The following is a 24,442-nucleotide window of genomic DNA, read 5'->3' on the forward strand; positions in this document are numbered from 1 at the left end:
ACACCCCATGCTGCGGATGTATTTTGGCTGGATCGCGGCGTTCTGGTGCGGAACGCTGCTCGCCCAATCGACGACAACTCAACCCGACGCAACGCAAGACAATCCCGTTGCCTATCTCGACGCCTATTCCGATTCCTATTATCCCCACGCTGACTTTGCCAAGCTGAAGACGCCGCAATGGGTTGGCGAACCGGGCGTCGAAGCGGTCGTGACGCTGGGGATCGACGACATGCGCGACACCGCGAAATACGAGACCTATCTGCGGCCGATCCTAAACCGGTTGAAACAGATCGACGGCCGGGCGCCGGTCAGCATCATGTCCTGCCAGGTCGACCCCGCCGATCCTCAGCTGCAAGCTTGGCTGGAAGAAGGGCTGTCGATCGAAACGCACACGGTCGACCATCCCTGTCCGTGCCTGCAGGCGGGCGACTTTGCCAAAGCCAAATCGACCTACGACCGCTGTGTCGATCTGATGTCGTCGATTCCGAACAGCCGTCCTGTCGCGTTCCGCTTTCCTTGCATGGATTCCCAAAACACGCCCAGCCCGCGTGGGTTTGCTGAAATCATTAACAAGACGACGCCTGGTGGCAATTTCCTGCAGGCGAGCACGTCGGTCGTCTGTGTCTTCACGTCGCGCGATCCCCAACTGCCACGTTCGCTCACGCTGACCGAAGAGGGAGAGGAACGCTTTGGACGCTACATCCCGTTCCCTTCGTTTGTCAATAAGATCGAGAACTACCCTTACCCGTATGTGATCGGGAAGCTGTGTTGGGAATTCCCCTGCACGATTCCCGACGACTGGCAGGCGCAGAACATCCAACAACCGAAGAATCCGCGAACCGTCGACGACATGGTCGCCGCGATCGATGCGACGGTGATCAAGCAGGGAATCGCCAACATCGTCTTTCATCCGTACGAATGGATTCGCAGCGAACAGATCGCCGAAGTCGTCGACCGGGTGAACACGAAGTATGGCAAGCGAGTCAAATTCCTGACCTTCAAGGAATGTATCGACCGGATCAACAAGAATCTGCTGGCCGACCAACCGCTCCGCCGTCCCGACGGTGGTGGCGACAATGGAGTCCGGGTCGTCGACCTCAACCGCGATGGCTTCGTCGACGTGATGATCGGCAACGAAGATCGCAAGCTGGCCCGGATTTGGCAGCCGAAAACCGGAGAGTGGCGCGAGCTGGAAAGCCCTGTCCAGTTCACAGCCGCCGGCGAGGCAAACCAGCGCGTCGACCTGGGCGTTCGTTTTGGTCAGCTGTCGCGCGACGCTAGCGTTTCGCTGTTGGTTAACAATGCGAAGGACCAAGCGATCTATCGGGTCAGCGACGACGGAATCGAGCGAAGTCCGCTCCCCGAGCCGCTTGCCGCCGTGAAGACCAGCGTCGACGGTGTCGATCAAGGCGTGCGGATGCGCGACCTCGATCGCGATGGGATCTCCGAAGTCTTGGTCGCCAATGAACAGACGCGGCAGGTCTACTCGTTGGGCGGCGACGGCAACTGGAAATCGGATCCGGTGCCGCTGCCGTTTGCCATCGTCGATGAAACCGGCGGCGACAACGGCTTGCGATTTGTCGACCTCGACAAAGATGGCTACGACGACATGATCGTCTCCAACACGCGCCAGTCGGCGATTCGGTTGTACGACAGTGCGACCGGCGACTTCACCCGCGACGTGGAACCCGCGACCGAGATCCCGCTGATCGTCCGTGGTGGCACGAACAACGGAGCTTGGTTTGCCGCCGATCACATGTGGTTGCAGAACGAAGATACGCACCGCTTGCCCGATGGCGTCGACCGCCGCACGTTTGCCGAGTTGATCGGCAACGCCGATCCGGGGCCGCGGAGTCCCGATTTGTCATGGCGTTCGATTCAAGTTCGCCCCGGCTTTACGGTGGAGTTGGTCGCGGCCGAGCCTTTGGTGATGGATCCCGTTGCGTTGGACTGGGGCCCCGACGGCAAGCTATGGGTCGCGGAGATGGCCGATTATCCGCTGGGGTTGGACGACAAGGGAAAGCCGGGAGGCCGCGTCCGCTACCTCGAGGATACCGATGGCGACGGGACTTACGACAAGTCGACACTGTTCTTGGACAACATCCCGTATCCGACCGGCGTGATCGCCTATCGCGACGGCGTGATCGTTAGCGCCGCACCGACGATTTTCTACGCCGCCGACAGCGACGGCGATGGCACCGCGGACACTCGCACCGAACTCTACCACGGCTTCACCCAAGGCAACCAACAGCACTTGGTCAACGGATTCGAACGCGGTTTGGACAACTGGCTGTATCTGGCCAATGGCGACAGCGGCGGCACGGTCGAATCGAAACAGACCGGCAAAACGATCGATATCCGCGGTCAGGATCTGCGGATCCGTCCCGAGGATGGATCGTTGGACGTGCAAGCTGGCCAGACGCAATTTGGCCGCCACCGCGACGATCACGGCAATTGGTTCGGATGCAACAATTCGGTCCCCGTTCGGCATTACGTGTTTGCTGATCATTATCTGCGACGCAATCCGTTGGTCGCTCCTCCCGCCTCGGGGCGAAATATCGCTCGGCTCGATAACACTCAATTGTTTCCGATCTCGCGCGTGCTGAGTCATTGGTCGGGATACAAGCCGCCGGTCGCCGGCAGCGGACATCAGTTCACATCGGCCTGCAGCACGATGGTCTATCGCGACGACCTGTTGGGACCGGAGTTCCAACAAAATACATTCACTTGCGAACCGGTTCACAATGCAGTCCACCGGCGCCAATTGGTCTCTCAAGGCGTGACTTTTGAGAGCGTTCGTCCGGCGGACGAAGCGGGGATCGAGTTCATGGCTTCCAGCGACAGTTGGTTCCGGCCGTCGACAGTCACCACCGGCCCCGACGGTGCGCTCTGGGTTGCCGACATGTATCGCCTGGTAATCGAACATCCCGAATGGATCGACGACCAACGCGAAAAGGAACTCTTCCTCCGCGCTGGCCACGATCGCGGCCGGATCTATCGGATCTACCCAAGCGACAAGAAACCGCGACCGATTGCCAAATTGGGACCGATGAGCAACGAACAACTCGTCGCCCAACTCGCCTCGCCCAACGGCCGCACCCGCGATCTCGCGCAAGCGATCCTGATCGACCGCGCCGATGCCAGCGTCGTTCCGCTGTTGCAAGCGACCGCCAAAACGTCCGAAACTCCGCTAGCTCGGCTGCATGCGATTTGCACGCTCGACGGCCTTGCAGCCTTAAACGTTGCGACGCTGCAAGCCGCCATCGCCGATCCCCATCCAACCGTCCGCCGCCATGCGATTCGATTGTCCGAATCCTTCTTGGCGAATGGCGATACCGCCAGCGACGAACTGCTCTCGGCGCTGATCGCCTGCGACGCGACCGATCCCCACGTTCGCTTGCAGTTAGCCTATTCGTTGGGCTTCTCGGAATCGCCGCGCGCGACTCAGTTGTTAGCCAAAATCGCTAGCGATTCGGTGAGCGATGGCAACATCCGCGCGGCGGTGATCAGCTCGCTGAGCCCTCAAAACCTGGCCGGTTTCCATGAGGCGATCGAAGAATATCCGGCAGCAGCAAAAGCGTTCCAGTCGCCGATTTTGCAGATGGCGGTGCGAAGCAAAGATGCCAAGTTTTTGTCGCAGCGCGTGGGCGAGATGATTGCAGCGATCGATGTCAAACCAACAGCGGACCAGCTCGATTCGCTCAGCGGCACGCTGGCGTCGATCCGGCGACAGAACGTCTCGCTCAACGAAGGCGTTCAATCGCAGATCGATCGGATCGTCCGTGATGCCACAACTTGGGCAACCGATTCCGATTCCGACGTTCCTCGCCGCGTGGCCGCTATCGAAATGATCGCGTCGCTCGGAAACAGCACCAACAACCTGCTTGGCCTCGTCGATGCGGCAGAGCCGATCGAAGTCCAAGTCGCTGCGTCGCGCGTGCTTGCCGCCAAGCAACCGACGGAGATTTTGGAACGTCTGGAATCGTTAAGCCCCAGCGTGCGGACGGCGATCCTGGAGACGGTTCTCTCGCGCGAAGCATCGGCGCTGATCCTGATCGACGCGCTGCAAACGAAACGCCTGCCGCCGCAAACGCTTGGTGCCAGCCAGCGCCAGCAACTGGCGTCGCACGCCAGCGCCAAAGTCAAAGCGGCAGCGGTCAAGTTGTTCGGCGAATCGAGTTCAGCAGCCGACAAGCAGATGCTGATGAAACAATATCAAACCGCAGCGCCGCAGCATGGCGATGCGTCGCGTGGCGCGGCGATCTTCACCAAGCATTGCGCCGCGTGTCACCGCGTGCGAGAGATCGGCCATCCGATCGGCCCCGATCTGACAAGCCTAAAGGACCGATCTCCCGTTGCGATGCTGACGGCGATCCTCGATCCCAACGCAGCGGTCGAAGACAAGTACCGCGGCTACAGCGTGCTGACGATCGATGGCGTCGCGACCGCCGGGATTATCGCCAATGAATCGAGCACGGCGATCGAATTGCAGATGCAGGAGGGGAAGCGAAAGACGATCCTCCGCGAGGATATCGAACAGATTCAAAATACCGGCACGTCGCTGATGCCCGAAGGTTTTGAAAAACTGATCCCCGTCAATCAGATGAACGATCTGCTCGCCTTCTTGGACGATGTTGGTCCGCCGGCCAAGCCGTTCGACGGCAACCATCCCGCGACGGTTCTGCCGGCTGCCGATGGAAACCTTTCGCTGACGGCGACCGCGAGCCGGATCTACGGCGATCGCTGCGTCTTCGAATCGAAATACAAAAACATCGGCCACTGGGGCAGCCCGCGGGATCGCGCCGAGTGGACGTTGGAGGTCGCCGCAGCGGGCAACTATGAAGTCTGGCTGGACTACGCCTGCGCCGACGGCACGGCGGGGAATCGGTTCCAGTTCCGATGTGGCAACGAAACGCTGACCGGCACCGTCGCCAGCACCGGATCGTGGGACGATTACCAACAGGTGAAAATTGGTGTAATCGAATTGCCAGCGTCGACGTTGACAGCCAGTCTGCAAGCGACGGAAGATCTGAAGAAGTGGCTGCTGGATCTGCGAGCGATCATGCTGAAACCTGTCCAGTAGCAGCCTCTGAAATCGGCGGGGATGGTCGTTCTATCAGCTGTTCCGCTTAGGCTTCGTTCCGTGCAAAACGCCGCCAGCTGTTTTCCGGCGGCGAGCTTGGACCGACCGGGGCCGCATGGCCTGCATCCGCTGGAAAACTCAGGCGTGATCCAGCGGATGTCGCGGTGATTCCTTGCGGCACCGGCTATCCCGCCACCTAATAGGCCTTGGCGAAGATCGCTTTCTTTTCGGCGGGCTTGCCGGTCAGGAAACAGGTGCCGGGCGTGTCGTTGTCTTTCAACGGGACGCAGCGGATCGTGACCTTCAGTTCCTTCAGCAGCGGTTCGAGGTCGTCTTCGTTGCTGAAGTAGCAGCTGGCGAAGCCGCCGTGGATCTCCGGTCGGTCGGGATTCTTGGCGGTAAAGTAGGCGCGGAAATCGTCGACGTTGTCGATCTCGCAGGTGTTCTCTTCTCGCATCTTGAGTGCTCGGTCGAACAGGTTCGTCTGAATCGAATCGAGCATCCCGACGACGTCGGCGACCAATTGATCGCGATCCATCGACTTCGTTTCGCCGGTGTCGCGGCGGCCGACGAAGACTGCGTTTTTGTCGATGTCTTTCGGCCCGACCTCCAGTCGCAACGGGACGCCACGCTTGACGTGATACCACTTCTTTTCGCCGCCACGAATGTCGCGGTCGTCGACTTCGATGCTGATCCGTCGGCCGCTGTAATATTGTGCCGACAGGTCTTCACGCAGCTTGCCGACGTATTCCAGCACCGCCGCACGTTGTTCGTCGTCGCGGTAGATCGGCAGGAGCACGATGTGCGATGGAGCCAGCTTGGGTGGCAGGACCAAGCCGTCGTCGTCGCTGTGAGTCATGATCAAGGCACCGACCAGTCGCGTCGAAACGCCCCAGCTGGTCGTCCATGCGAACTGCATGTTGCCGTCTTGGTCTTGGAACTGGATCTCTTGAGCCTTCGAGAAGTTCTGGCCCAGGAAGTGGCTGGTTCCGGCCTGCAACGCTTTGCGATCTTGCATCATCGATTCGATCGAAAGGGTCGAGACCGCGCCGGGGAAGCGTTCCGCGGGGGTCTTCTCGCCTTGGATGACCGGCATCGCCATCCAGTTCTCGGCAAAGTCGGCGTAGACGTCGATCATCTTCCGCGTCTCTTCCAACGCTTCTTCGGAGGTGGCGTGAACGGTGTGCCCTTCCTGCCACAGGAACTCCGCCGTGCGCAGGAACAGCCGCGTTCGCAGCTCCCAGCGAACGACGTTCGCCCATTGGTTGATCAAGATCGGCAGATCGCGATAGCTCTGCACCCACTTGGCATACATCGACCCGATGATCGTTTCGCTGGTTGGGCGGACGATCAAAGGCTCTTCCAGCGGGCCCGCTGGCTGCAGGCCCCCCTTGCCGTCGGGTTCCAGGCGATGGTGCGTAACGACCGCGCACTCCTTGGCGAAACCTTCGACATGCTCCGCCTCTTTCTCCAGGAAGCTCATCGGAATGAACAGTGGGAAATAGGCGTTTTGGTGACCTGTCGCTTTAAACATGTCATCCAAAACACGCTGCATGTTTTCCCACAGGGCGTAGCCCCAAGGCTTGATCACCATGCATCCACGAACCGGCGATACCTCTGCCAAATCCGCGGCTTTGATGACTTGTTGAAACCATTCGGGATAATCGTCGACGCGGGTGGGCGTGATCGCGGTCTTGGGTGCTTTATTCACGGCAGGTTTGGCTTCGGATAAAGAGGGTAACGGTCAAAGCGAACATTGTAGAAACATTCCGAGGATTGGGGGACTAGGCCCCGGCCTAATCGGCGTTTCAATTGGAGGTATCGGCCGCCATGTTCTGGCAGCGAATTGTCCCAGAGGAGCCGGGGCGATCGCATGGCGGCTGGTTTGCCCCAACGAAACGCTGGATTGGAGGAGGCCGAAGCTTGGGAGAGGCTGATTCTGGCCCCTTCTGTCCTCGAAATGAACGGTCTGTGGCTGATTCTGATCGGGCAAGCACTTGGCAGCAGCGGTGGGGCGTTCTACGTTGGTCGGCGGGAAACGTTACATAAATATCCAAGGAGCGATCGGTGTCTGAGCGGCTTTTTATCAACCAGCTTTCGGAACAAACCCAAGTCGACGACGTTTATCGCGCTGCGGACAAGCAGTTGCGAGCCAATCGGCAGGGGAACAAGTATATTTTGCTGAAGCTGGCCGATCGGACGGGGACTCTGACCGGGATGTTCTGGAACGCGGAGGATCGCGATTTCGAACGCTGCCAAGACAGCGAATATCTGCATGTCAAAGGCCGCACGCAGATCTATAACGGCAACATGCAGATGATCGTGACCGGGATCAGTCCCGTCGATCCGTCGCAGGTCGATCCGGCCGACTTCGATATGTTCGATGCCTCGGCCAGCGAGCAGGCCTTCGCGCGGCTGAAGGAACTGTTGGGGAGTGTCCGCAACATTCACCTGCGTCAGTTGTTGGATGCTTGTTTAGCCGACGAAGAGTTTATGACGCGGTTCAAGCAGTCCCCGGCGGCGGTCACCAATCACCACGCCTTCCCCGGCGGCTTGCTGCGTCACACCGTCGACCTGATCGAATTGGCTCAGTTGATCGGGCCGCGTTATCCGCAATTGGATATCGATCTGCTGACCACCGGTGCCTTCCTGCACGACATCGGCAAAACCGAAGAGCTTTCCTCCGGCGGCGAGCTCACTTATACCGACCGCGGCCAATTGGTCGGTCACATCGTGATCGGCGTCCAGTACCTGGCCGATCGGATCGCAGTGGTTGAAGCTGAAACGAAGTCGCCGTTCCCGGTACAGCTGAAGTGGCATCTGGAACATCTGATCCTCAGCCACCATGGCCTGCTGGAATATGGCAGCCCGAAGGTGCCGCTGACACGCGAAGCGATCGCGCTGCATCACCTGGATAATCTGGACGCCAAACTAGCTGCCGCGACCAGCATCATCGACAGCGACATCAGCGGCGATAAAAACTGGACGAACTACAACCCCAGCATGGGCAAGAAGCTCTGGAAGTCGCCGATCGATTAAGCTCCGCACGAGCCAATGGTGTTGAGCTGGACAGAAGAAAACTTCGTCGCTGAGGAACGCGTCTTTGCTTCCTCTTGTTGGGTTTCGTTGGGGCGGGGATGCCAACCAGGGCGTTACGCATTGACTTGCATCACGATCTCCAAAAATCGCTCGGCTGCCACGATGGGTTTACCATAATCGCGAGCCCGTTTGGCTTTGCCTGACGATGAGTTGGGGTCGACCGCAACGACACAGTCACATTTGGACTTGGTTACATTGGCAACAACGGTGAAGCCACTTTGAGTCGCCATCGATTCGAGTTCCGCTTTCGATAACCGTCGTCCGTCGGTTCCAATGTAGTTTCCTGTGAAGCAGATTGCCGATCCGAGCACGAGGTCTTGGCTGTCATGTGCAGATGCCGAAGGCTTCGGCACCCGATCGGTCGAAATGCCTAACGCGCTGGCGACCGCCGTCAAATCGGCATGCTCTTGCTGTGTTATGACGCCGTCTTTTTCTGCACCGGCAATCATCGACAGGAAATAGAGTTCGTGAGCTCTTTCGACTTCATCGGGACGAAGACCAAGTTCTTCTGCCGAGTAATTCAGGTAGGTTTGTTCGTCGCTACTCAATTCCAGATCATCCAACGCCCAATCGAGCAGATCTATATATTGCACGAGGCGCGTATCGCCCTCGTCGAAAACGAGTCGGCTCAGCCAGCGACTCATCGGTTGGGTCTCGCCAGTCGCACAGCGTCGATGCGTTCGTTGCAGGAATGGGCCGGGGACGTTGCAAACGGCTGCGGGCGTCTGTTGCTGCGAGGGGGCGAGGGTCTTCAGGATGCTCGCACTCGCTCTTGCATCGGCGAGTGCGCGATGGTGAACCGGTGGGGGCAAGTTCAGCGACTGGCATGCGACGGGAAGCTTTTGATTGGTCAGCTTCAACGTGCAGACGCCGAGACCGGGATTGAAGTCCGCACCGAGTCGCTGGAACTCTTGTGCAAGCATCCGACGGTCGAACGGTAAGTTATGGGCGACCAAAACGCGGTTTTCGATGCGTCTCGCAATCGCCACGGCCACCTCGTCGAACGTTGGTGCCGCCGAAACCATCGCCGGTGTAATTCGATGGATGTGCGTGGGGCCGAGATCGCGTCGCGGATCGATCAGCGTCTCGAATTCGTCGACCACGCGATATCGCGCATCTAACAACACCAAACCAATCTCAACGACTCGATCGTGTTTTCCAAAACCGGTTGTCTCCACGTCCACCACAGCGTAGCCATCGCAACGACTCTTCATTTGAATGCCCTACCTCGTTAAGTATGTTGGGCATCATTCTACCATTGGCGGGGGGCGAGGGGGCATTGTCCGAGCAACGGCCCAGGGCGAGTCATCTAGAAAGAAACTGGAAAGGGGCCGCGATTTGCAGCCCGGCTGATCATTCCAGTCTGTCGCCCCGTTGGCTTTCCAACGCGTTCCACCATGACCGACTGCGACGAGTCCAACGACTCGTGGGTTTTGTGGCTGTCGCGACAAAGCCGGGCAAAGTGGTTGTCGTATCGCTTGGCCGGGGCGGTGATTACTGCGACTGGCTGCGCGAGCCCGAGGGGCTGCCGGCGATCGGATGGCCGTGGGGCAGGGGACGCCCGGCGGTGGCGAAGCCCATGCGGTAGAGATACTCTTTGACTTGGCGGAACTGGGCAAAGCTTTCCGGATAAACCCAGACCGTGACGGTCGTGCTGGCCGGATCGCGGCCGGCCAATTCATAGGCCAGTTGCGATTGCGGTTGCAGCGCTTGGGCGATCGGTTCGCCGATCGGTTCACGCAGTGGTTCGATGATCAGTTCGGCCACCTGGACGCGCGACGCCATTCCGATCTGGCCCCCGCGCGTGACCGCTTCTCGCGACATCTGCATGCTGTAATGCGCGACAAAGTCGCGGATCGGACCGACCGATGATTCCTTGTCGCCACTTCGCGCACTGCTGGCCAACCGCTGGAAGTCCTCTTTGATCTCGTCTAACAACGCGTCGATCGGAACCATCGCCAACAAACCATCTTTCAAGCGAAAGTGAACCTCGTCGCCAAAGACGGTCTTGGCCATCGGCGTCGGCAGGTGTTCGACGGCGACGATCGATTCGGGGACATCTTCCAATGCGGCGGCTTGGGCACTGAGTTCGGCCAGTTCGTTTTCGGCGATCTCGCGATCGCGTTGCAGCGCCGCCGTTTTTTGCTTTTGTTCGTCCATCTCCGCGAGCGATTCGTCCCATTGCTGCTGGGCGACGGCCAGCAATTGCATCAACGCCTCCCGTTCTTGGCGGCGATGTTCCAGTTCGCCGTCGTAGGCGCTGATCGATCTCTCCAATCGCTCGACATCGCGGCTGACCGACAACGCGGTCCGATGCTCGCGATCGATCAACGCCAGCTCCGCTTCGGTCGGCGGTTCGACCAAAATCTCTTGCGCCAACTGATGCGACCGCGCACCGAGGATCACCACCAAGATGATCAAGATGCCGACTAGGTTGGCGACGATGTCCAGGAACGAATCGTGTCCGCCGGATAGTTGATCGGAACGCTTGCGTCGACTCATCGAACGCTCCTTCCATCGACGCCGATCCCGCTTCCATGAAGCAGGGTATTCAGCTGGTTAAAATTGGCTTCACCCCCAGGAGCAATCGCCACTTGCAGAACCGGTTGCCAGCGGCCGCCGGTGAGTGCCAGGCCCCAGTTGTCGACGCGTTGGCGAACGAGGCCCGCCAAACGCACGACCGCAGCCGATGGATCGGCCGGATCGACAAGGATCACGTCGGTGTCGTTGGACGAATCGCCGATCATCACCAATCGGTTGCCGTAACATTGAACCTTGACGTTGCGGACGACCGCCGGGCCATCGGAAGCCCCTTTGCTGCCACGCATCGCCCATCCGCTGCCACGCTGTTGCGACAGCGGAGCGCTTGCCGAGAGGCTTGCCGAAACGCTGGCGTTTTGCGCCGCATCGGGATCGCTGCTGGCGTCGGCCCCCGATCCCATCTGTTGTGCCGACGCTTGCCCTGCGGCGGCACTGCCATCGGCAGCGATTCCGCCAGCGGCTGCGGAGGACTGCCCCGACGCATCGGTTTCGGTCCCGTCGCCTCCATCGGGCGAACCGTAATCGCTGCCGGTCGCGTTGGAACCGGCTGTTCCTTGTGATCCGCCAGGGCTACCGAAGTTGCTTCCTTCGCCTCCCGGAGGGGACAGCGACAGGGAGTTGCTGTCGGCAGGCGAACCTCCCGGCGGCTGACCCGTCGATTGCGACGCGCCGGTTTGCCCTGACATCGAACCGGTCGTGGTCTGTTGAGGCGAACCGGGCTGGCCGGCGATCGATCCCGGCGCATATTGGCCGGTCGAACCGTCGGAGCTGTTGGCGACCGACGACCCGAAATTCTGGTTCCATCGCTGCATCGGTTCCTGCATTCCCGATCCGTTGCCGCCGGAGTAGCCCGAGCCCGTGGGGGATTGGCCGGGATGATTACCGTTGCGGCGGCTGGCCAATCCCGTCGATTGACGCTGCGTGGCGTCGTCGATCGCTTCGCCGATCGGGTCGGATCCCGATAGTCCTTGGCGATACCGGCTCGGCACGGCGCTGATCATCGTCGCGCGGCGGCGGACCGATTCGGCAACCACTTTTTCAGTTCGTTCGGCCAACACGTTATCCGGTTTGGGAAACGCCAGCTCGACATCGGCGGGGACCAATTCGTAACCAAACTGGTCGTCCCAGGCGGTCATCGAAACGCGAGCGGCGGTGTAGGCCATGATCCCATCGGGGCGGACGATCAGCAGCGGATACGGAGGCTCGCTGCCACTGGTCCCTTGCGATTCCCAGTAGTTGCGGATCGTGCGGAGCGCAGCGTCCAACGGATTGCCCGGCCCGGTCGGTCCGCGCAATTCATCGATCGTGATCCGAACCCCTTCGGGCTGCAGAACGATTTGATTCGCCGAACATTCCAAATAGATCGGCCGACGCTGGGTTCCATTGGGACCACGGTGAGGCATGATCGCGACGCGAGGCCGCCGCCCGGCATTGCGTTCCTTCAGATCTTCTAACGATTCCTTCTTGTCTTCGATCTCGGCCGTCAGCTCTTCGATCTTCGACTTCAGTTCCGCTTCGTCGGTATCTTCGATCAAAGCGCTGCGAATCTCCGACTGCAACGCTTCCAGCTGACGCTTAACACGGCGCAGGTGATCTTCGACGTGCGCCAGTTCCGACCGCCGCTCTTCGAGCACTTGGGTCTGCTGGTCGCGCACGTTCTGCAGCTCGTCGGCCCGCCAACGTTCCTGTTGCGCCACCTCGGTGACCTCTTGCAGCATCTCTTGACGCTGCTGTTGAGCCACTTGTTCGGCGCTATCCTTGGCATCTTTGGCGACCAAAGCGAGCAATAATATGAGTGTGCCTAGCGTACAGACGAGCACCGCAAGGAACGGAAACAGCGACGGCGCTAGACCAGGGCGTCTGCGCCTGCTCATGCCGCTTTACTCCGATGGGATTGCGATGGAACGCGATCGACGATCAGATCGATCGCGCGGGCCAGCGAACGCATCGCGTCGCTCATCTCCGGCATCGCCGAGAGTCCCGCCGTATTGGTTTGCAGCAGTTCGCGAACCTCTGCCAATTCCTTGGCGCGGTCGGCGGTGCCGATCAGCAGTTCGTTCTGTTGAGCAAGCGTCTGTTGTTGCGCCATCAGGACCCGCGCGTTATCGCTGAGCGCAGTCTGCCATTGCTTCCAACGTTGTTCGATTTGCTGCGAAGCGTTCTGGTGGGTTTTGTCGACGTGTTCGGCGTGGCTTCGCAAGGTCAGTTGGATCGCTTCGGTGAGCGCCGATTGCACCTGATCGCCAGCGTTGCCGACGACGCTGGTCCAGTGGTCGTGCGCCGAATCGACGGTCTTCTTCCACAGTTCGGCTTGCGTTTCGACCAATTGGTTGACCGACGCCAAGACGGCGCGATTCATTTCGGCGATCGCTTGCAACGGCTGGTCGGCTGTCGATTCCTCGGGGAAACCGCCCGAAAGGATTTCGATCGATCGCTGGTCCAGAGTCGCCATCAAGTGGTTCATCTTCTTCTCGACAGGGAACTGCAAGAAGATCGCGATCACCGATAGAACCAACCCCAACGCCGTTGTATCAAAGGCGACGTAAAGGCCCGCTTTCAGGTTGTCGACGGCGTTCTGCCCGTCGCTGAAATCGAGTCCACCAAGGGTCTGGGTGATACCGACCACGGTTCCCAGGAAGCCCAGCATCGGGATCGCCCAGACGATGATCCGCACCAATTGCAAGCTATCGTGCGATTGATCCGCTTCGCGATCCGAGACATCGCGAAGATCGTCGTTCAGGAAACGGGTTGTCTTGCGGCGTTGCTGGCGCCCCAGCAGATCCTCCAGGCGACGGACCAACTGGCAACCGCGCTCGCTGCGCGGCAGCTGGGCCAAATGGTCCAGCCAGTGGGCGACATGCTCCCCCAGATCCGACGACGTCTGCTCCGCTGGCTTCAGTTCGCTGTCGGCCAGGCCGGCGACGATTCCCAGCTGGCGACGCGTATCCAGATGCCGCACGATCAGTCCGACCAGGGCGACAAAAAACAGGACGGTTGCCGCATAAGCGACCGGGTGTCCCATGAAGTAGCGGTGTAGGAACGGGACCGGGGAAACGTAAAGCACGCTATAGAAGATCGCCGCCACCAGTGGGCCCAGGGCGACGCTAGCGAGACCACTCCAACTATTCGAAGACAAATTGTTTCGACCTGCCATCGTTGACCTTCGTTCGCACGCGAGATACCGAACTGTGCAGCCGAGAGAGTCGGCACACCTATCACTTCAAACCGTCATCGTCCGTTGTAAACGTGCAACTTGATTCGATCGTTAAAGTTTGCGCAACTGAACCCAGGCAGGGGGCGGTTTCGTGACCTATCGTTCAGTTTCCTGGCGAAACCACTCCGCTTGCTATCACAGATCGATCTTGATGTTGAATGCCCGACCGTCCTACAACCGTCGGTCTAAACGACTGATTCGATTGTGCGGCAAATATCCTTCGTAGCGGCACCGCGCGGCAGAACGACGCCGAAAGCGCTTGAAGCTTTCGAGTAACGATTCATAATGCCGAGAAGGATGTTTTCCGCAGATGGCACACGATAGGGAGATGGGTGCGATGCGGTTATGGCTGGGACTTGTGATTGCTGTCTTTACGCTCGTTTTGGCGACCGTTTCGCCCGGTTCGGGAGCGGGGGAGACGCAGGCGAAACCCGAGGCATCTCGGCCGGCTCTGGTGGCCGGAGCTGGAGAATTGCTGGGTTTTGTAAATCCTCAAGCAAATGATGGCCAGCAGATTACAATCGTAAATGCTACTCGCGGCACGATGCTGGTGTATCATATAGACGGACCCACAGGTCAGATTACGCTGAAAAGCAGTCGTCGGCTGACCTGGGATTTTTCCTTAGACGAATACAACGCCACTGCGCCGCTGCCGACCGAAATCCGGCAGATGGTTGAGCGTTAGACCGGTCGGTCTCCCGCTTGCCCGATGGCCGCCAGTGGAACGTGAATCAACATCGCGCTTCTCTCTTCCTTTTCAGACACTGGTTCGGTAGGTCATGGCAAACAAATTCATCCCCCTCGAAGAAGCTGCACAGCTGTTGGGCATTCCAACTGAAAAGCTGGTTGAAATGCGTTCCAGTGGCGATGTCCGTGCCTTTAAGGATGGCGCCAGTTGGAAGTTCCCCAAGGATGAAATCGACCGTTTGTTGGCCGATGGACTCGAAGGCGATTCGGGGATCTACTCCGGCTTTGGCATCAGCGATGATGACGAAGGCTCCGCAATCCTGGTGGCCGAACAAGGGGCTGGATCGGGCAGCCGGATCATCGGCGGCGATCTCAACGACGACAGCGATTTGGAAATCGGAGGGGAATCCGACGAACAGGGAAGCGATGTGGCATTGGTTGCCCGATCTTCGTCGAAGTCGAGCAGCGACAGCGACGTGGAAATCATCGCCAACGAATTGAAGCTCGATAGCGATGATCTGGTCACCGATGCGGGAGGCGAGCACGAAGGCTTGGATTCGTTCGAGGAAAGTGCCGCGGACAAGATCAGCCTCAGCCTGGCCGACGATTCGCTGGGCGAATTGGAATTGGCTACCTCGGGGCATTCGCCCGTCGACGACGACGATGTCGACCTGAGTATCGATCTGAGCCTTGCTGGGGACAGCCCTTCGGACGGCGGAGAAATCGATCTCAGCCTGGCCGAAGATGCGGCCAGCGATGGGGGCGAAATCGATCTTTCGCTCTCCGAACCCGCGACCGGTGACAGCGATCTGGATCTCACCTTCGAACAGGACTACGACGCCGTAGCGGGGTCGGGATTGGGAGATAGCGCGATCCATCCCCCCAAGATTTCGCTGGCAGCCGACAGCGATGTCGACGACCCGATGGGCGAATTGGGGCTGATGGAAGACAGCGACGAAGAGATCGACCTGACCGATTCGCCAGCCATTCGCGGAGCGAAGCCGCAATCGAAACACGACGTCCTTTCTGAACTCGACCTTCTGGGCGTTGACCAAGGGGGATCGGGCAGCTTGATCAGCGGCGACAGCGAACCTTCGCTGCTGGGCGATTTGAACATGGAATCGGCCCTTTCGGACATCTCCGATATCGATGATGCCCTGAACGACGACGACGATCTGGTCATTTCAGACGATGACGACGACCTCGTTCTTGGCGGAGCGGGGAGCGACATTTCGGTCGTCGGCGACAGTGGTATCAATCTGATGAGCCCATCGGACAGCGGACTGTCGCTGGAGAGCGAACCGTTGGATTTGGCAGGATCCAGCATTTCTGCATTGGATCTCGGCGGTGACGGCAGCGGCGTGACACCTGGTTCGGGACCCGGCAGCAGCGGCCGTTCGGCTGGCGGCAGCGGATCGCTTGTCGATTTTAAAGCGGACGAAGAGTTTCAGCTGTCTCCGTCGGGAATCGGTCTGGAAGCCGATGATGACAGCGCGTCGCAAGTCATCGAGATCGAAGAATCGGACGCGTTTGGTAGCGCCATGGATCTTGGCGATGCAGGCTTTGTCGACCCCAGCACCGGCGACGGCCGCGGGTGGGCCGAGCGGAACGAATTGCTAGCTGACGACGCGCAAGGGATCGACGAAGCGGGCTTGGTTGCCGATGGCGTGGAAGAGGAGTTGATCGTTTCCAACGCCCCTCTGCCGAAATCGGTGGTAGCGCCAGGTTACGAGGTCCCCTTTTCCATCTGGAACGTATCGGCCCTGGCAGGCATTCTGTTGATGATGAGCGTCGGGGGGATGATGACCACCGATTTGGTCCGCAATCTCTGGACTTACAGCGAAACGACCAGCCCGATCAGCTCGTTGACCGAAACGATCTTGAGTGCATTGGGCATGAACGGCTAAAAGGGGAATAGAATCCGCGCGGCTCGCTGCGGATGTCCCTGCATTTTCCGTTCAGGCTTCGATGATGAATCCCCCAGCCGTTTTTCTATTGTGCGTCGTGATGCTGTTACCAGCATCGACAGGCTGCAGCCTGTTTGGACGCGACAAAGCGGCTCAGCTGGAATCGGAATCCGAGCGGCTGCTCGCGGATTACCGCTACGAACGCGAGCGGGCCAACCGGCTGGAACTGCTCAATAACGTTTTGACCGAACGGGTCGAGAGCCTCGAGAAACGCTTGGCGATCCACGTCGATGGGGCCGAACCGACACCGGTCGCCGACCGCCGGCAACCGGTCGACTTTCCAAGCACCTCCCGCGCGGTCGATCCCTGGAAACCAACCCTGCGGCGTTAACCAAACATCGTTTCGAGGCTGCGGATATAGTCGAGCGCATCGCCGACATCATCCACCTCCACTCCCTGCTGACGTCCCCGCCGATCGGCATCCGAGAGCGCCACCAAGTCGTCGTGCCAGGGATGTTCCACCAGTCGTCGACGGGCTCGGACGCCCAGTGTTCGATCACGCAACTGGTGCGCCAGCATATGATGTTCGATCAACCAAGCGGTTCGCGGTTGGATGAATCCATCGAGCGCTTCGAGCCCCGCAGCGACATGGTCCTGCGGATCGATCGCCTTGCCGACGTCGTGCAGTAGCGCCGCCAATAGGAAGTCCTCGTCGTAGGGCATCTCGTCGCGCGCGTGTTCGAAGACTTGCAAGCTGTGATAAAGTGCATCTCCCTCGGGATGATATTTCAGGTTTTGCTTGACGTTTTCCAGAGGCCACAGCAACGACTCGTACAATTGAAACCGATCGACTTGGCATTCGGCTTCTTCCAACACGTGATCCTGCTGATCGATCGCCTGACCGTGTTCCCGTTCGATCAACTGCTGCAGTTGCGATAGCGTCGCGCGTTCGATCGCCTTCCCAGTGATCGAACTCTTGAATCGATGTCCGATCAACGAGGGATGGTAGACTGTCAGTTCGACCGGAAATTCATCGCGGACATGAATGTGGGTAAAGACACGTTCTTCGCCATCCTTACGAATCCGCTTACGCTCCATCTGGCAACCGCTCCCCGTCTCTTCGACGTGCATCAAGATCGACTGCGGGTTGCTGGCGAAGACATGGATGTCGATGTCCGAACCATCGCGGACGTGCCCGGTCAGAACGCTGCCGATCAGATAGGGATGGAACGCCTGCAACTGACGCATCCACCAAAGAGCGCGCAGCCTCATTTTGTGCAGCCGCTGGGAATGCCCAAGATCCCCTTCATGCATCCGCGCCATCATCTGAACCTGGTCCCGGATCTCCGCATTACTCGGGAGATCGGCCGGTTTGACCCAAGATTTTTGAACCCGCCGCGCCGCCTTCAGCTTGGCTCGGTAGTATTCGGATTCTTCGTGATCGTACAGCAGCCGAGCTGCTTCCCAAGCGATTGCATGACGCAATTTGGGTGATGCCATTTCGCGAGGCTCGAACGATGCGAGCCGGAAAGATCGAGTAACGGAAGGTTGTTGATGAAATTTACGGTAAATGATCTCTCATGAAATATCAAGTGATTGAACAATGACCACGCATGCCCCATCACCGCATTGCCGTGATGGGGTTTCGATCGCTTGTTGCATCATGCGTAGCCGTTGCCCAACGGCAACTATTTTAAATCCTGCATCAATTCTAGCAGGGTCTCGGTGATTCGGTCCGATGCGTCCAGTTGAACGCGGTTGGTTCCCATCCAGGTCTCGTAGCCGCCCAGTTTGTGTTGAGCCGGTGTGGGCAGGTAACCATAGCCGCCGTTGGCCAGTTCGATCGTGAAGGCGTCGCCATATGGAGCCTTCTGTTTGATGTCCAGTCCGATCTGCGTGAAGACTTCAAACGGGATCGCGGCGATCGCCAGGTCGCCGATCCGCACCGCTTGCAACAAAACATCCCATTGGTCGGGACCTTCCAGCAGTCGCTTGACGCGGCCGGCGTAAGTCTTCTGGTGTCGGTGGTACACTTCAGCCCCCTCGGGCAGCGCTTCGATCGACGCAAAGTACTCCTGCATCGCGGCGTCCGGTTTTCGGACCTTCAGCGTCAGGTCGCGGTGAGCAACGCTCAACGGCACCCATTCCTGGAATTCGATCTTGGCGTGCGCGTCGATCACCTTGTCGGCTACTTTGTGCGCGACCTCGGTCATCTTTTCGTATGGCTTGTAGGGACGGCCGCGGTCGCGGAAGTTGATGTTGTTGACATCGCCACTGGTGCCGTTGGTCAGGATCCCAACAAAAGGCTTGTCGCTGTCGGTTGCTTTTAATAGCTCGCCGATCCGCTCCGAAAAGACGCCAAAGTAATCGGCCGAGACCTCTCCTTTGCCCACGCCGCCGACGTAGTGCAACGAATAATTGGCCAACAGCGAAATCGGGCGGCCATCGATCGATTGAACGCTGATGAACGAGATCTCGGGATCGACGGGGCCCGCCGGTTTGATCAAGGTCGGGTGACCGCTGGGTGGATTCATGCGAACCATATCGACGCCGCCAAACGGATTGCGACGCTGCTTTTCATCGCCGATGTGCCAGCGGCGGTTGAATACCTCCGACGGCTCCTCTCCCGAACCCCAGCCGATCTTTGCAGGTTCGAGATTCTCGATCGCTTCGGCGACCGCTTTAACGATTCCGGCAACCAGAATCGGGCGGTATTTTTCCGAAGTCGCTCGCGTGGCGCTGTGTGTGTGTGTTGCAGACATCAACAGATTTTCACCGGCGATCGCGCCGGCTTGATCGACCTGCTCGCGCGCTTCGTCCCAGATCTCGCGCGAAATCCCAACGTTATCGCAGACGACAAAACCGATCCGGTTCTTGCCGTCGTCCAGGATCAAACACTTCGCATGCAGCGGGTCGTGGATGTGTTGAGCGGGAATCGGAACCCAGTTGCCGACAACCAGTTCGCCAAGGGGCGGCGTGATATCGGCCATCGCAGCACCGGCGCGAAACGCTGGCTTTTCCGCGGCGGAGGCATTCAGTGGGGCGATCGCGGCGGCGATCAACAGCAGGCAAAACGGAGCAAGACGCAACATGGCGGAGACCTCTTCCTTGTTTCCTTCGAGAGTGAATTCGATCTGTAGGCAGGATGACAGATCCAACGCGATCGTGGTGAGAAGCGAGCCCGCAGGAGGAACGCCGGATCGACGAGGACTTTCCAGAGTATAACAGCCCGAACGGAGCGACGCCTCCAAGTTGTATGACAACATTGCCGAGTGGAGTCGGGGCTCAAGTTCCCGAAGCGGTTTTTGCTGGGCCGGGCGAGGCACGTTTTCCGCAGCGGGGTGGGGCTGTGGAGCACGCAGCGCGGATGACTGCGGCAAACGTCACGTTTGCATGACGGGCGTCTTCGTGGACCTTGCGGGAGTTGGTGGGGCGGTGCTAGGTGAGCAGTTGGTAGGGGATTTTGCGATGCACGGTTTGCGAGAGTCGCTGCGGGTCGGTCAGTACGATCTTGCGGCGGCCGACGTGGATGAAACCTTCGGCACGCAGTTGGCCCAGCAGGATCGTGACGGTTTCTCGCGTGCTGCCTAGGAGATTGGCGATCTCCTGGTGGGCGAGGTTGATCCGCAGCCGGATCCCATCGTCGGCGACCGCCCCAAATTGTTCGGCGAGGTCGAGGAGCAGATGGATCAGCCGATCGCGGTTGGATAGGAATAACAAGTTCTTTAAGCGGCGTTCGATTCGGCTGCGCCGCAAGCCGATCATTTTTGTGATGGCAAACGCGACGCCGCCGTGCTGCGACATCAGTTCTTGCAGTTCGACCGCAGGAATCATCACCACCGTCGCCGCCTCGACCGCTTCGACGTATTCCTCGCGCGCCGCATCGGCAAACAAAGCCAGCTCGCCAAACAGTTCCCCTGGCTCCACAAACGCCAAAATCGATTGCTTGCCATCGGGGGTGTGGTTGCAAACTTTGACCAATCCCTTGGTCAGCAGGAACACGCTGTCCGCTTTCTCGCTGGGAAGGTAGATCGGGCTGCGGGCTCGAAACGAACGGGAGCGGCTTCGCATTTCGAGCCGCTCGATCTGTTCTGGCATCAGCCGAGCGAAGAGGTCACAGTTTTTCAGGTGCCACATTTTGTTGGGCATATCCGTGTCCTTTTGTTATTCGCAGCACGAGAAGGTCGGGGATGGATCGCGGTTGGCTCGCAGAACTCCCCTAGATAGACGCGTGAACATCGGTTGCCTCGCACACGAAAGCTCGAACTTCGTCAGCTAATTGAGTGGTGCGTTGCTGGGAACGGCGTATTTGGCTGGATTGGCGAGGAACATTTTTCGCTGCTCGTCGCTGGGGAAAAGGTACCGCAGGCCTTGGTGAACCGTCGCGATCTCCGGCTTTCCAGGCACATCCTTCTGCATCTCGACGCGGCAGACCGAACAGAGGCCGTTCATCGCGAGGTCGATGTTGGCGTATTTTGTTGGGTCGGCTCGGAATGCCTCTTTTTGTTCCTCGCCAGGAAACAGGTACAAGCGGCCGCCGTAGAGGGCCGAGTGCTGAACCTTGCCAGGCATCCGCTGCGACATGTTGACCGAACAGACGGTGCAGTCGCCGCCCAACGCGGGGACGTACTTCGCGGGGTCGGCTAGGAACATCTGCTTCTGCTCTTCGCCAGGGAACAGATAGGTCTTCCCGTCGTAGTTCGCCTGGAACTGCGTCGTTCCACGAACCCACTTCTTCATGTCGATCACGCAAACTGGGCAATAGCCATCCATCGCGATCTTTGCCTGTGCCATCCGACTCTGGCTGCCTCCCGCTGGCGGTTGAGCTGCGCGGCTTTGGCTGCCAGCATTCGCTGCCGGCGGGGCAGGGCGAGGGGCTCGCGTTCCCGATTGCGCATCGGCTGGCGGGGCGGCAATCAGGCAGGTCGACAGGGTGGCGGCGGTCAGGAGCGATCGAAGGCGGGTGCGTTGATGCAGCATGTAAAAGGCTTCCTTGAAGCGGGAGGGATGGTTTCAGGAATGGGGACGTTTCACCGGGGAGGACGGGGGGAGGCGGAGATCCTTACAGCGGGTGGGAAACTTTTTTGTCAGCCAGGCGACGACATCGCGCGATCGCTTACCAGCGACAAGGGAGGCCACGCGCAGAGAGCTGCGTCACCTTTGGATTGCTTGGTTGCAAATGGCTTGGCGGCGCGTGAGTCGCGCAGCGGAGAGAGGGCGAGCAGAGAGCTTCTCGCTCAGTCGTTGCGGGCTGCGATCGCTTGCTTGATCCGCTGGCGAGCTTCTGGAGAGAGCTTCGCTTGTGCGATGCTGGGATCGTTGTCGAATTCTGCCGCGTGCTGTTGGGTGCGGTGATGCAGCGAATCGACGTCGCGCCGGAATGCGGCGCACAGCCGACAGATCCGCAGATGCATCCACAGCTCGACCCGCTGCCGAAGCGTTAGCTTGGTTTCAAGCGAATCGGAGACGAGTTTGGTGATTTCTTTGCAGCTGAACATTATGCGGGGGCGGGTTGGTCCCGGTCTTGGTTCCAGCGAGTTTTCATGCACTGCGCCAGACGAATCCGTGCCCGGTGAAGCAGGACCCAGAGGTTTGACGGAGTGATCGCAAGTTCCTTACAGATTTCTTCGGTTCCCATGTCGTCCATTTCCCGCAATGTAAACGCATCGGCTTGGTTCGTTGGCAAACCGTGGAGGCATTGCCGCAAGATTGGCCAAAATTCCTCCCGTTCGAGCGAATCGAGTGGTTGCATCAGGGTCGATCCAAGGCTTCGCTTCCAGTGCCCGCTGCGATCGAACATTTGGTCGATGGGGTCCCCTCCGTCCTCTGCGATCAAGTTTTCGGTCCGCTGGCGAACGCGAATTAGATCGATGACCTTGCGTTTTAAGATGCCGGTCAACCAGCCCCGTTCGGTCCCTTTGCCGGAGAATTGTTGCACATGCTCCAAGCCTGCCAGGAACGTCTGCTGCACTACCTCTTCCGCCGCTTCGGCGCTGCGCAACCGCGAGATGGCGTATCGAAACAAATAATCGCCATGTTCGTCGACCCAGTCTGCGGGGCGGAGCGGTGCATCGGGGGCAGGCTCTGCAGGAATGTCCATGAATCTCAAACCGTGAATAGATGATCGCCATCGAGCGCTCTTATTGAACGTGATCCAGAGCCGTTGCGATGTGATCTAGCTCACGATTCGTAGGCATCATAAACGAAATGCGTAGCAAGTGCCCGAAACTCAAGCTTCGGGCTACAGATTGTCGGCTTCGCATGCGTTTGTCGGCAGCTGTCATCGATCCGTCATCGCAGCGGGGAACGATCCTCGGCGTTTGCGAATACCGCCCAAGCCTGGCAGTCTGGATTTCCGGCGGCTTTCATCTAGGGGCGTCGTCGAGGACCGGTTTGCCCGAGGCATCGCCACGCTCGAATTAAAAGTTGTTGTTGGCTTGCCATGGTTCAAAGCTGGCTTGGGAAGGAGACCGAAACGGCGGAGCCTTCGGCGTATTGGACGTTGGCCGGCGTCTGCGTGTTGAGGAACGCAAACGCCTCGCCGTAGGTCGCTGCAAAGTCGACGTCGATTTCAAAATCTTCGATCTGACAGCATCGCCACTGAGGATGCCGGACCTCGTATTGCAGCGTTCGCCGAGGACCTTGGGAGTAGCCCCAGTAGTGTTCGGTGATGAATTCGCCAAGCGAGCCGGCGGGGGGAAGAACCAGTTCGGAATCGATGTTCGCAGCGAACCGGTTGTGCGACGCGTTTTGCCACGAGTACCAATGACGTTTGGGGTCGTTGCCGTGGTCCATTGGCACAGCGGCGTAGGTCTCATGGAAGAGGTTGTTTGCGATCAACGGAATGATCCGTCTGGGAACGAGCTCTTTGATGAACGTGACAGCTCGAATCGACGGATCTTTTTTTGGGGAGACGTAGAACCGCAGATTCACCTCTTCGAAATGCCGATGAAATGGAATCGGGATGCCAGCAAGACGCGTCTCTTCAAACATGAAGGCGACAAGGCTGACGTAGATCTGACCCTCGAACGCGTCGATTTGCGTTCCCTTCGGAACAAACGGTTCCAGGAGGGCGGCCTGCACATTGTAGTTGGCAAGCAGAAGATGCTTCCAATGAGCCGTCAGGAACTTCATGGGTGTCTCGTTTGATACATCACCTGGAAGGGGCGAATCGCAGGGACTCGGTTCGTGGGAACCGAGTCGTACGCGTTGCCATCGGGCGTTGCGGCGCCGCTGGCAGGGAGAGGTATCCTAACGTATGACGTCCACCGATGTGGCGGAGGGGGGCCAGGGTGCAGAAGGCTTTCGAGCGTTGCGGAATGCTTTACTCGAGAGGCCGAGATCAATCCGTCAAATCGAAATTGATTTCGTTGGGGCCGGTGGCAACGGTCGCTTCGAGGCCGCTGGTAGTGGGACGGCTGTAGCGTTCGGGGACCAAGTACTTTGGTTTCTGTGGAGCAGTCTGTTGTTGTTGGCCTGTGTAGTTCGGGTCGTCCTCTGTCAGCATCGCGTTGTCGAGCTTTTCGCGTTTGACGACGGTCACTTGATAATCGCCAATTTTTGTTCCTCCCGGGATGCTGGCCGAACTCAATTGGTAGCGGCCGTCTGGGGCGGTCTTGCCAACGGCGCTGAAGCCCGTCTGGGAGCGAAAGGTGACCACCGCGTCGGCAACGGGGCTGCCTTGATAGGTGACCACGCCTTCGACGGCAGCTGCATCTTCGGGGAGGCCGCTGGATCCACAGCCTGTCATCATCGCTAGTGCGAAGGTCGCGGTGATCGCTGCGCTGTTATTTGCTAATTTTTTTAAATTCATCGTTTGGGACACTTATAAAAATTCGCAAGCCAGCCACTGGTGGGCTGGCTTGCGAGTGGAATGGGGATGGAAACGAAGGGTTTGGGGGCGGAAGTGCA

Annotated in this window: 18 protein-coding genes; 5 read left to right on the plus strand and 13 right to left on the minus strand. The window is 59.0% G+C overall.

Features of this window, described 5'->3' with window-relative positions; genetic code table 11:
* Positions 1-7: 7 nt before the first annotated feature.
* The gene (locus tag Poly24_RS00870; RefSeq protein WP_145089135.1) at positions 8-5,083 is read left to right on the plus strand and encodes a PVC-type heme-binding CxxCH protein; all 5,076 of its coding nucleotides are present in this window, start codon (positions 8-10) and stop codon (positions 5,081-5,083) included.
* Between the two features lie 196 nt (positions 5,084-5,279).
* On the opposite strand, the gene proS is transcribed toward Poly24_RS00870, so the two are convergent.
* Positions 5,280-6,794, minus strand: a complete 1,515-nt coding sequence (gene proS, locus Poly24_RS00875) for a proline--tRNA ligase (protein ID WP_145089138.1) — start codon at positions 6,792-6,794, stop codon at positions 5,280-5,282.
* Between the two features lie 356 nt (positions 6,795-7,150).
* On the opposite strand from proS, the gene Poly24_RS00880 reads away from it, so the two are divergent.
* Positions 7,151-8,122: a 3'-5' exoribonuclease YhaM family protein gene (locus Poly24_RS00880; RefSeq protein WP_231753396.1), complete on the plus strand. Its 972-nt coding sequence runs from the start codon at positions 7,151-7,153 to the stop codon at positions 8,120-8,122.
* 113 nt (positions 8,123-8,235) lie between these two features.
* Here Poly24_RS00880 and Poly24_RS00885 read toward each other — a convergent pair whose 3' ends face one another.
* From Poly24_RS00885 to Poly24_RS00900, 4 genes are all read right to left on the minus strand, one after another.
* Positions 8,236-9,396 (minus strand): exonuclease domain-containing protein, encoded by a 1,161-nt coding sequence (locus Poly24_RS00885; protein WP_145089141.1) that lies wholly within the window; start codon positions 9,394-9,396, stop codon positions 8,236-8,238.
* A gap of 280 nt (positions 9,397-9,676) precedes the next feature.
* Positions 9,677-10,684 carry a hypothetical protein gene (locus Poly24_RS00890; protein ID WP_145089144.1) on the minus strand — a complete coding sequence of 336 codons (1,008 nt, stop codon included), beginning with the start codon at positions 10,682-10,684 and terminating at the stop codon, positions 9,677-9,679.
* Complete coding sequence (locus Poly24_RS00895; protein ID WP_145089147.1) at positions 10,681-12,597, minus strand: hypothetical protein; 1,917 nt, start codon at positions 12,595-12,597, stop codon at positions 10,681-10,683. The genes Poly24_RS00890 and Poly24_RS00895 overlap by 4 nt, the downstream gene beginning before the upstream one ends.
* The gene (locus Poly24_RS00900; protein WP_197452230.1) at positions 12,594-13,859 is read right to left on the minus strand and encodes a MotA/TolQ/ExbB proton channel family protein; all 1,266 of its coding nucleotides are present in this window, start codon (positions 13,857-13,859) and stop codon (positions 12,594-12,596) included. The genes Poly24_RS00895 and Poly24_RS00900 overlap by 4 nt, the downstream gene beginning before the upstream one ends.
* Before the next feature lie 415 nt (positions 13,860-14,274).
* Between Poly24_RS00900 and Poly24_RS00905 the strand changes: the two genes are divergently transcribed.
* The 3 genes from Poly24_RS00905 to Poly24_RS00915 all read left to right on the plus strand — a co-directional run bounded on the left by Poly24_RS00905 (position 14,275) and on the right by Poly24_RS00915 (position 16,922).
* Positions 14,275-14,622, plus strand: a complete 348-nt coding sequence (locus Poly24_RS00905; RefSeq protein WP_145089153.1) for a hypothetical protein — start codon at positions 14,275-14,277, stop codon at positions 14,620-14,622.
* 94 nt (positions 14,623-14,716) lie between these two features.
* A complete protein-coding gene (locus tag Poly24_RS00910; protein ID WP_145089156.1) occupies positions 14,717-16,531 on the plus strand; it encodes a helix-turn-helix domain-containing protein in 1,815 nt (604 codons plus the stop codon).
* A gap of 61 nt (positions 16,532-16,592) precedes the next feature.
* Positions 16,593-16,922, plus strand: a complete 330-nt coding sequence (locus tag Poly24_RS00915; RefSeq protein WP_145089159.1) for a hypothetical protein — start codon at positions 16,593-16,595, stop codon at positions 16,920-16,922.
* On the opposite strand, the gene Poly24_RS00920 is transcribed toward Poly24_RS00915, so the two are convergent.
* The 8 genes from Poly24_RS00920 to Poly24_RS00955 all read right to left on the minus strand — a co-directional run bounded on the left by Poly24_RS00920 (position 16,919) and on the right by Poly24_RS00955 (position 24,344).
* On the minus strand, positions 16,919-18,031 hold the full coding sequence (locus tag Poly24_RS00920) for an HD domain-containing protein (protein WP_145089162.1): 1,113 nt from the start codon (positions 18,029-18,031) through the stop codon (positions 16,919-16,921). The two genes, Poly24_RS00915 and Poly24_RS00920, sit on opposite strands and share 4 nt — an antisense overlap.
* Before the next feature lie 188 nt (positions 18,032-18,219).
* Entirely contained in the window at positions 18,220-19,623 is a 1,404-nt protein-coding gene (locus Poly24_RS00925) for a neutral/alkaline non-lysosomal ceramidase N-terminal domain-containing protein (protein WP_145102541.1), read from the minus strand.
* Between the two features lie 346 nt (positions 19,624-19,969).
* Complete coding sequence (locus tag Poly24_RS00930) at positions 19,970-20,680, minus strand: Crp/Fnr family transcriptional regulator (RefSeq protein WP_145089164.1); 711 nt, start codon at positions 20,678-20,680, stop codon at positions 19,970-19,972.
* Positions 20,681-20,806: 126 nt separating this feature from the next.
* The gene (locus Poly24_RS00935; protein WP_145089166.1) at positions 20,807-21,511 is read right to left on the minus strand and encodes a YHS domain-containing protein; all 705 of its coding nucleotides are present in this window, start codon (positions 21,509-21,511) and stop codon (positions 20,807-20,809) included.
* Positions 21,512-21,768: 257 nt separating this feature from the next.
* Positions 21,769-22,029 (minus strand): anti-sigma factor family protein, encoded by a 261-nt coding sequence (locus Poly24_RS00940; RefSeq protein WP_145089169.1) that lies wholly within the window; start codon positions 22,027-22,029, stop codon positions 21,769-21,771.
* Entirely contained in the window at positions 22,029-22,631 is a 603-nt protein-coding gene (locus Poly24_RS00945) for a sigma-70 family RNA polymerase sigma factor (protein ID WP_145089171.1), read from the minus strand. Before Poly24_RS00945 ends, Poly24_RS00940 begins: the two co-directional genes overlap by 1 nt.
* A 347-nt stretch (positions 22,632-22,978) precedes the next feature.
* On the minus strand, positions 22,979-23,665 hold the full coding sequence (locus tag Poly24_RS00950) for a YqjF family protein (RefSeq protein ID WP_145089174.1): 687 nt from the start codon (positions 23,663-23,665) through the stop codon (positions 22,979-22,981).
* Positions 23,666-23,873: 208 nt separating this feature from the next.
* Complete coding sequence (locus Poly24_RS00955) at positions 23,874-24,344, minus strand: carboxypeptidase-like regulatory domain-containing protein (protein ID WP_145089177.1); 471 nt, start codon at positions 24,342-24,344, stop codon at positions 23,874-23,876.
* Positions 24,345-24,442: the final 98 nt, after the last annotated feature.

Origin of the sequence: Rosistilla carotiformis (genome assembly GCF_007753095.1) — a bacterium.
GTDB lineage: Bacteria > Planctomycetota > Planctomycetia > Pirellulales > Pirellulaceae > Rosistilla > Rosistilla carotiformis.

Excerpts from the sequence above, each read along its gene's own strand:
- Poly24_RS00910 (WP_145089156.1), top strand. The coding sequence starts at position 14,717 with ATGGCAAACAAATTCATCCCCCTCGAAGAAGCTGCACAGCTGTTGGGC.
- Poly24_RS00925 (WP_145102541.1), bottom strand. The coding sequence starts at position 19,623 with ATGTTGCGTCTTGCTCCGTTTTGCCTGCTGTTGATCGCCGCCGCGATC.
- Poly24_RS00940 (WP_145089169.1), bottom strand. The coding sequence starts at position 22,029 with ATGTTCAGCTGCAAAGAAATCACCAAACTCGTCTCCGATTCGCTTGAA.
- Poly24_RS00915 (WP_145089159.1), top strand. The coding sequence starts at position 16,593 with ATGATGAATCCCCCAGCCGTTTTTCTATTGTGCGTCGTGATGCTGTTA.
- Poly24_RS00870 (WP_145089135.1), top strand. The coding sequence starts at position 8 with ATGCTGCGGATGTATTTTGGCTGGATCGCGGCGTTCTGGTGCGGAACG.
- Poly24_RS00935 (WP_145089166.1), bottom strand. The coding sequence starts at position 21,511 with ATGCTGCATCAACGCACCCGCCTTCGATCGCTCCTGACCGCCGCCACC.
- Poly24_RS00945 (WP_145089171.1), bottom strand. The coding sequence starts at position 22,631 with ATGGACATTCCTGCAGAGCCTGCCCCCGATGCACCGCTCCGCCCCGCA.
- Poly24_RS00890 (WP_145089144.1), bottom strand. The coding sequence starts at position 10,684 with ATGAGTCGACGCAAGCGTTCCGATCAACTATCCGGCGGACACGATTCG.
- Poly24_RS00905 (WP_145089153.1), top strand. The coding sequence starts at position 14,275 with ATGCGGTTATGGCTGGGACTTGTGATTGCTGTCTTTACGCTCGTTTTG.
- Poly24_RS00920 (WP_145089162.1), bottom strand. The coding sequence starts at position 18,031 with ATGGCATCACCCAAATTGCGTCATGCAATCGCTTGGGAAGCAGCTCGG.
- Poly24_RS00950 (WP_145089174.1), bottom strand. The coding sequence starts at position 23,665 with ATGAAGTTCCTGACGGCTCATTGGAAGCATCTTCTGCTTGCCAACTAC.
- Poly24_RS00955 (WP_145089177.1), bottom strand. The coding sequence starts at position 24,344 with ATGAATTTAAAAAAATTAGCAAATAACAGCGCAGCGATCACCGCGACC.
- Poly24_RS00930 (WP_145089164.1), bottom strand. The coding sequence starts at position 20,680 with ATGCCCAACAAAATGTGGCACCTGAAAAACTGTGACCTCTTCGCTCGG.
- Poly24_RS00895 (WP_145089147.1), bottom strand. The coding sequence starts at position 12,597 with ATGAGCAGGCGCAGACGCCCTGGTCTAGCGCCGTCGCTGTTTCCGTTC.
- Poly24_RS00885 (WP_145089141.1), bottom strand. The coding sequence starts at position 9,396 with ATGAAGAGTCGTTGCGATGGCTACGCTGTGGTGGACGTGGAGACAACC.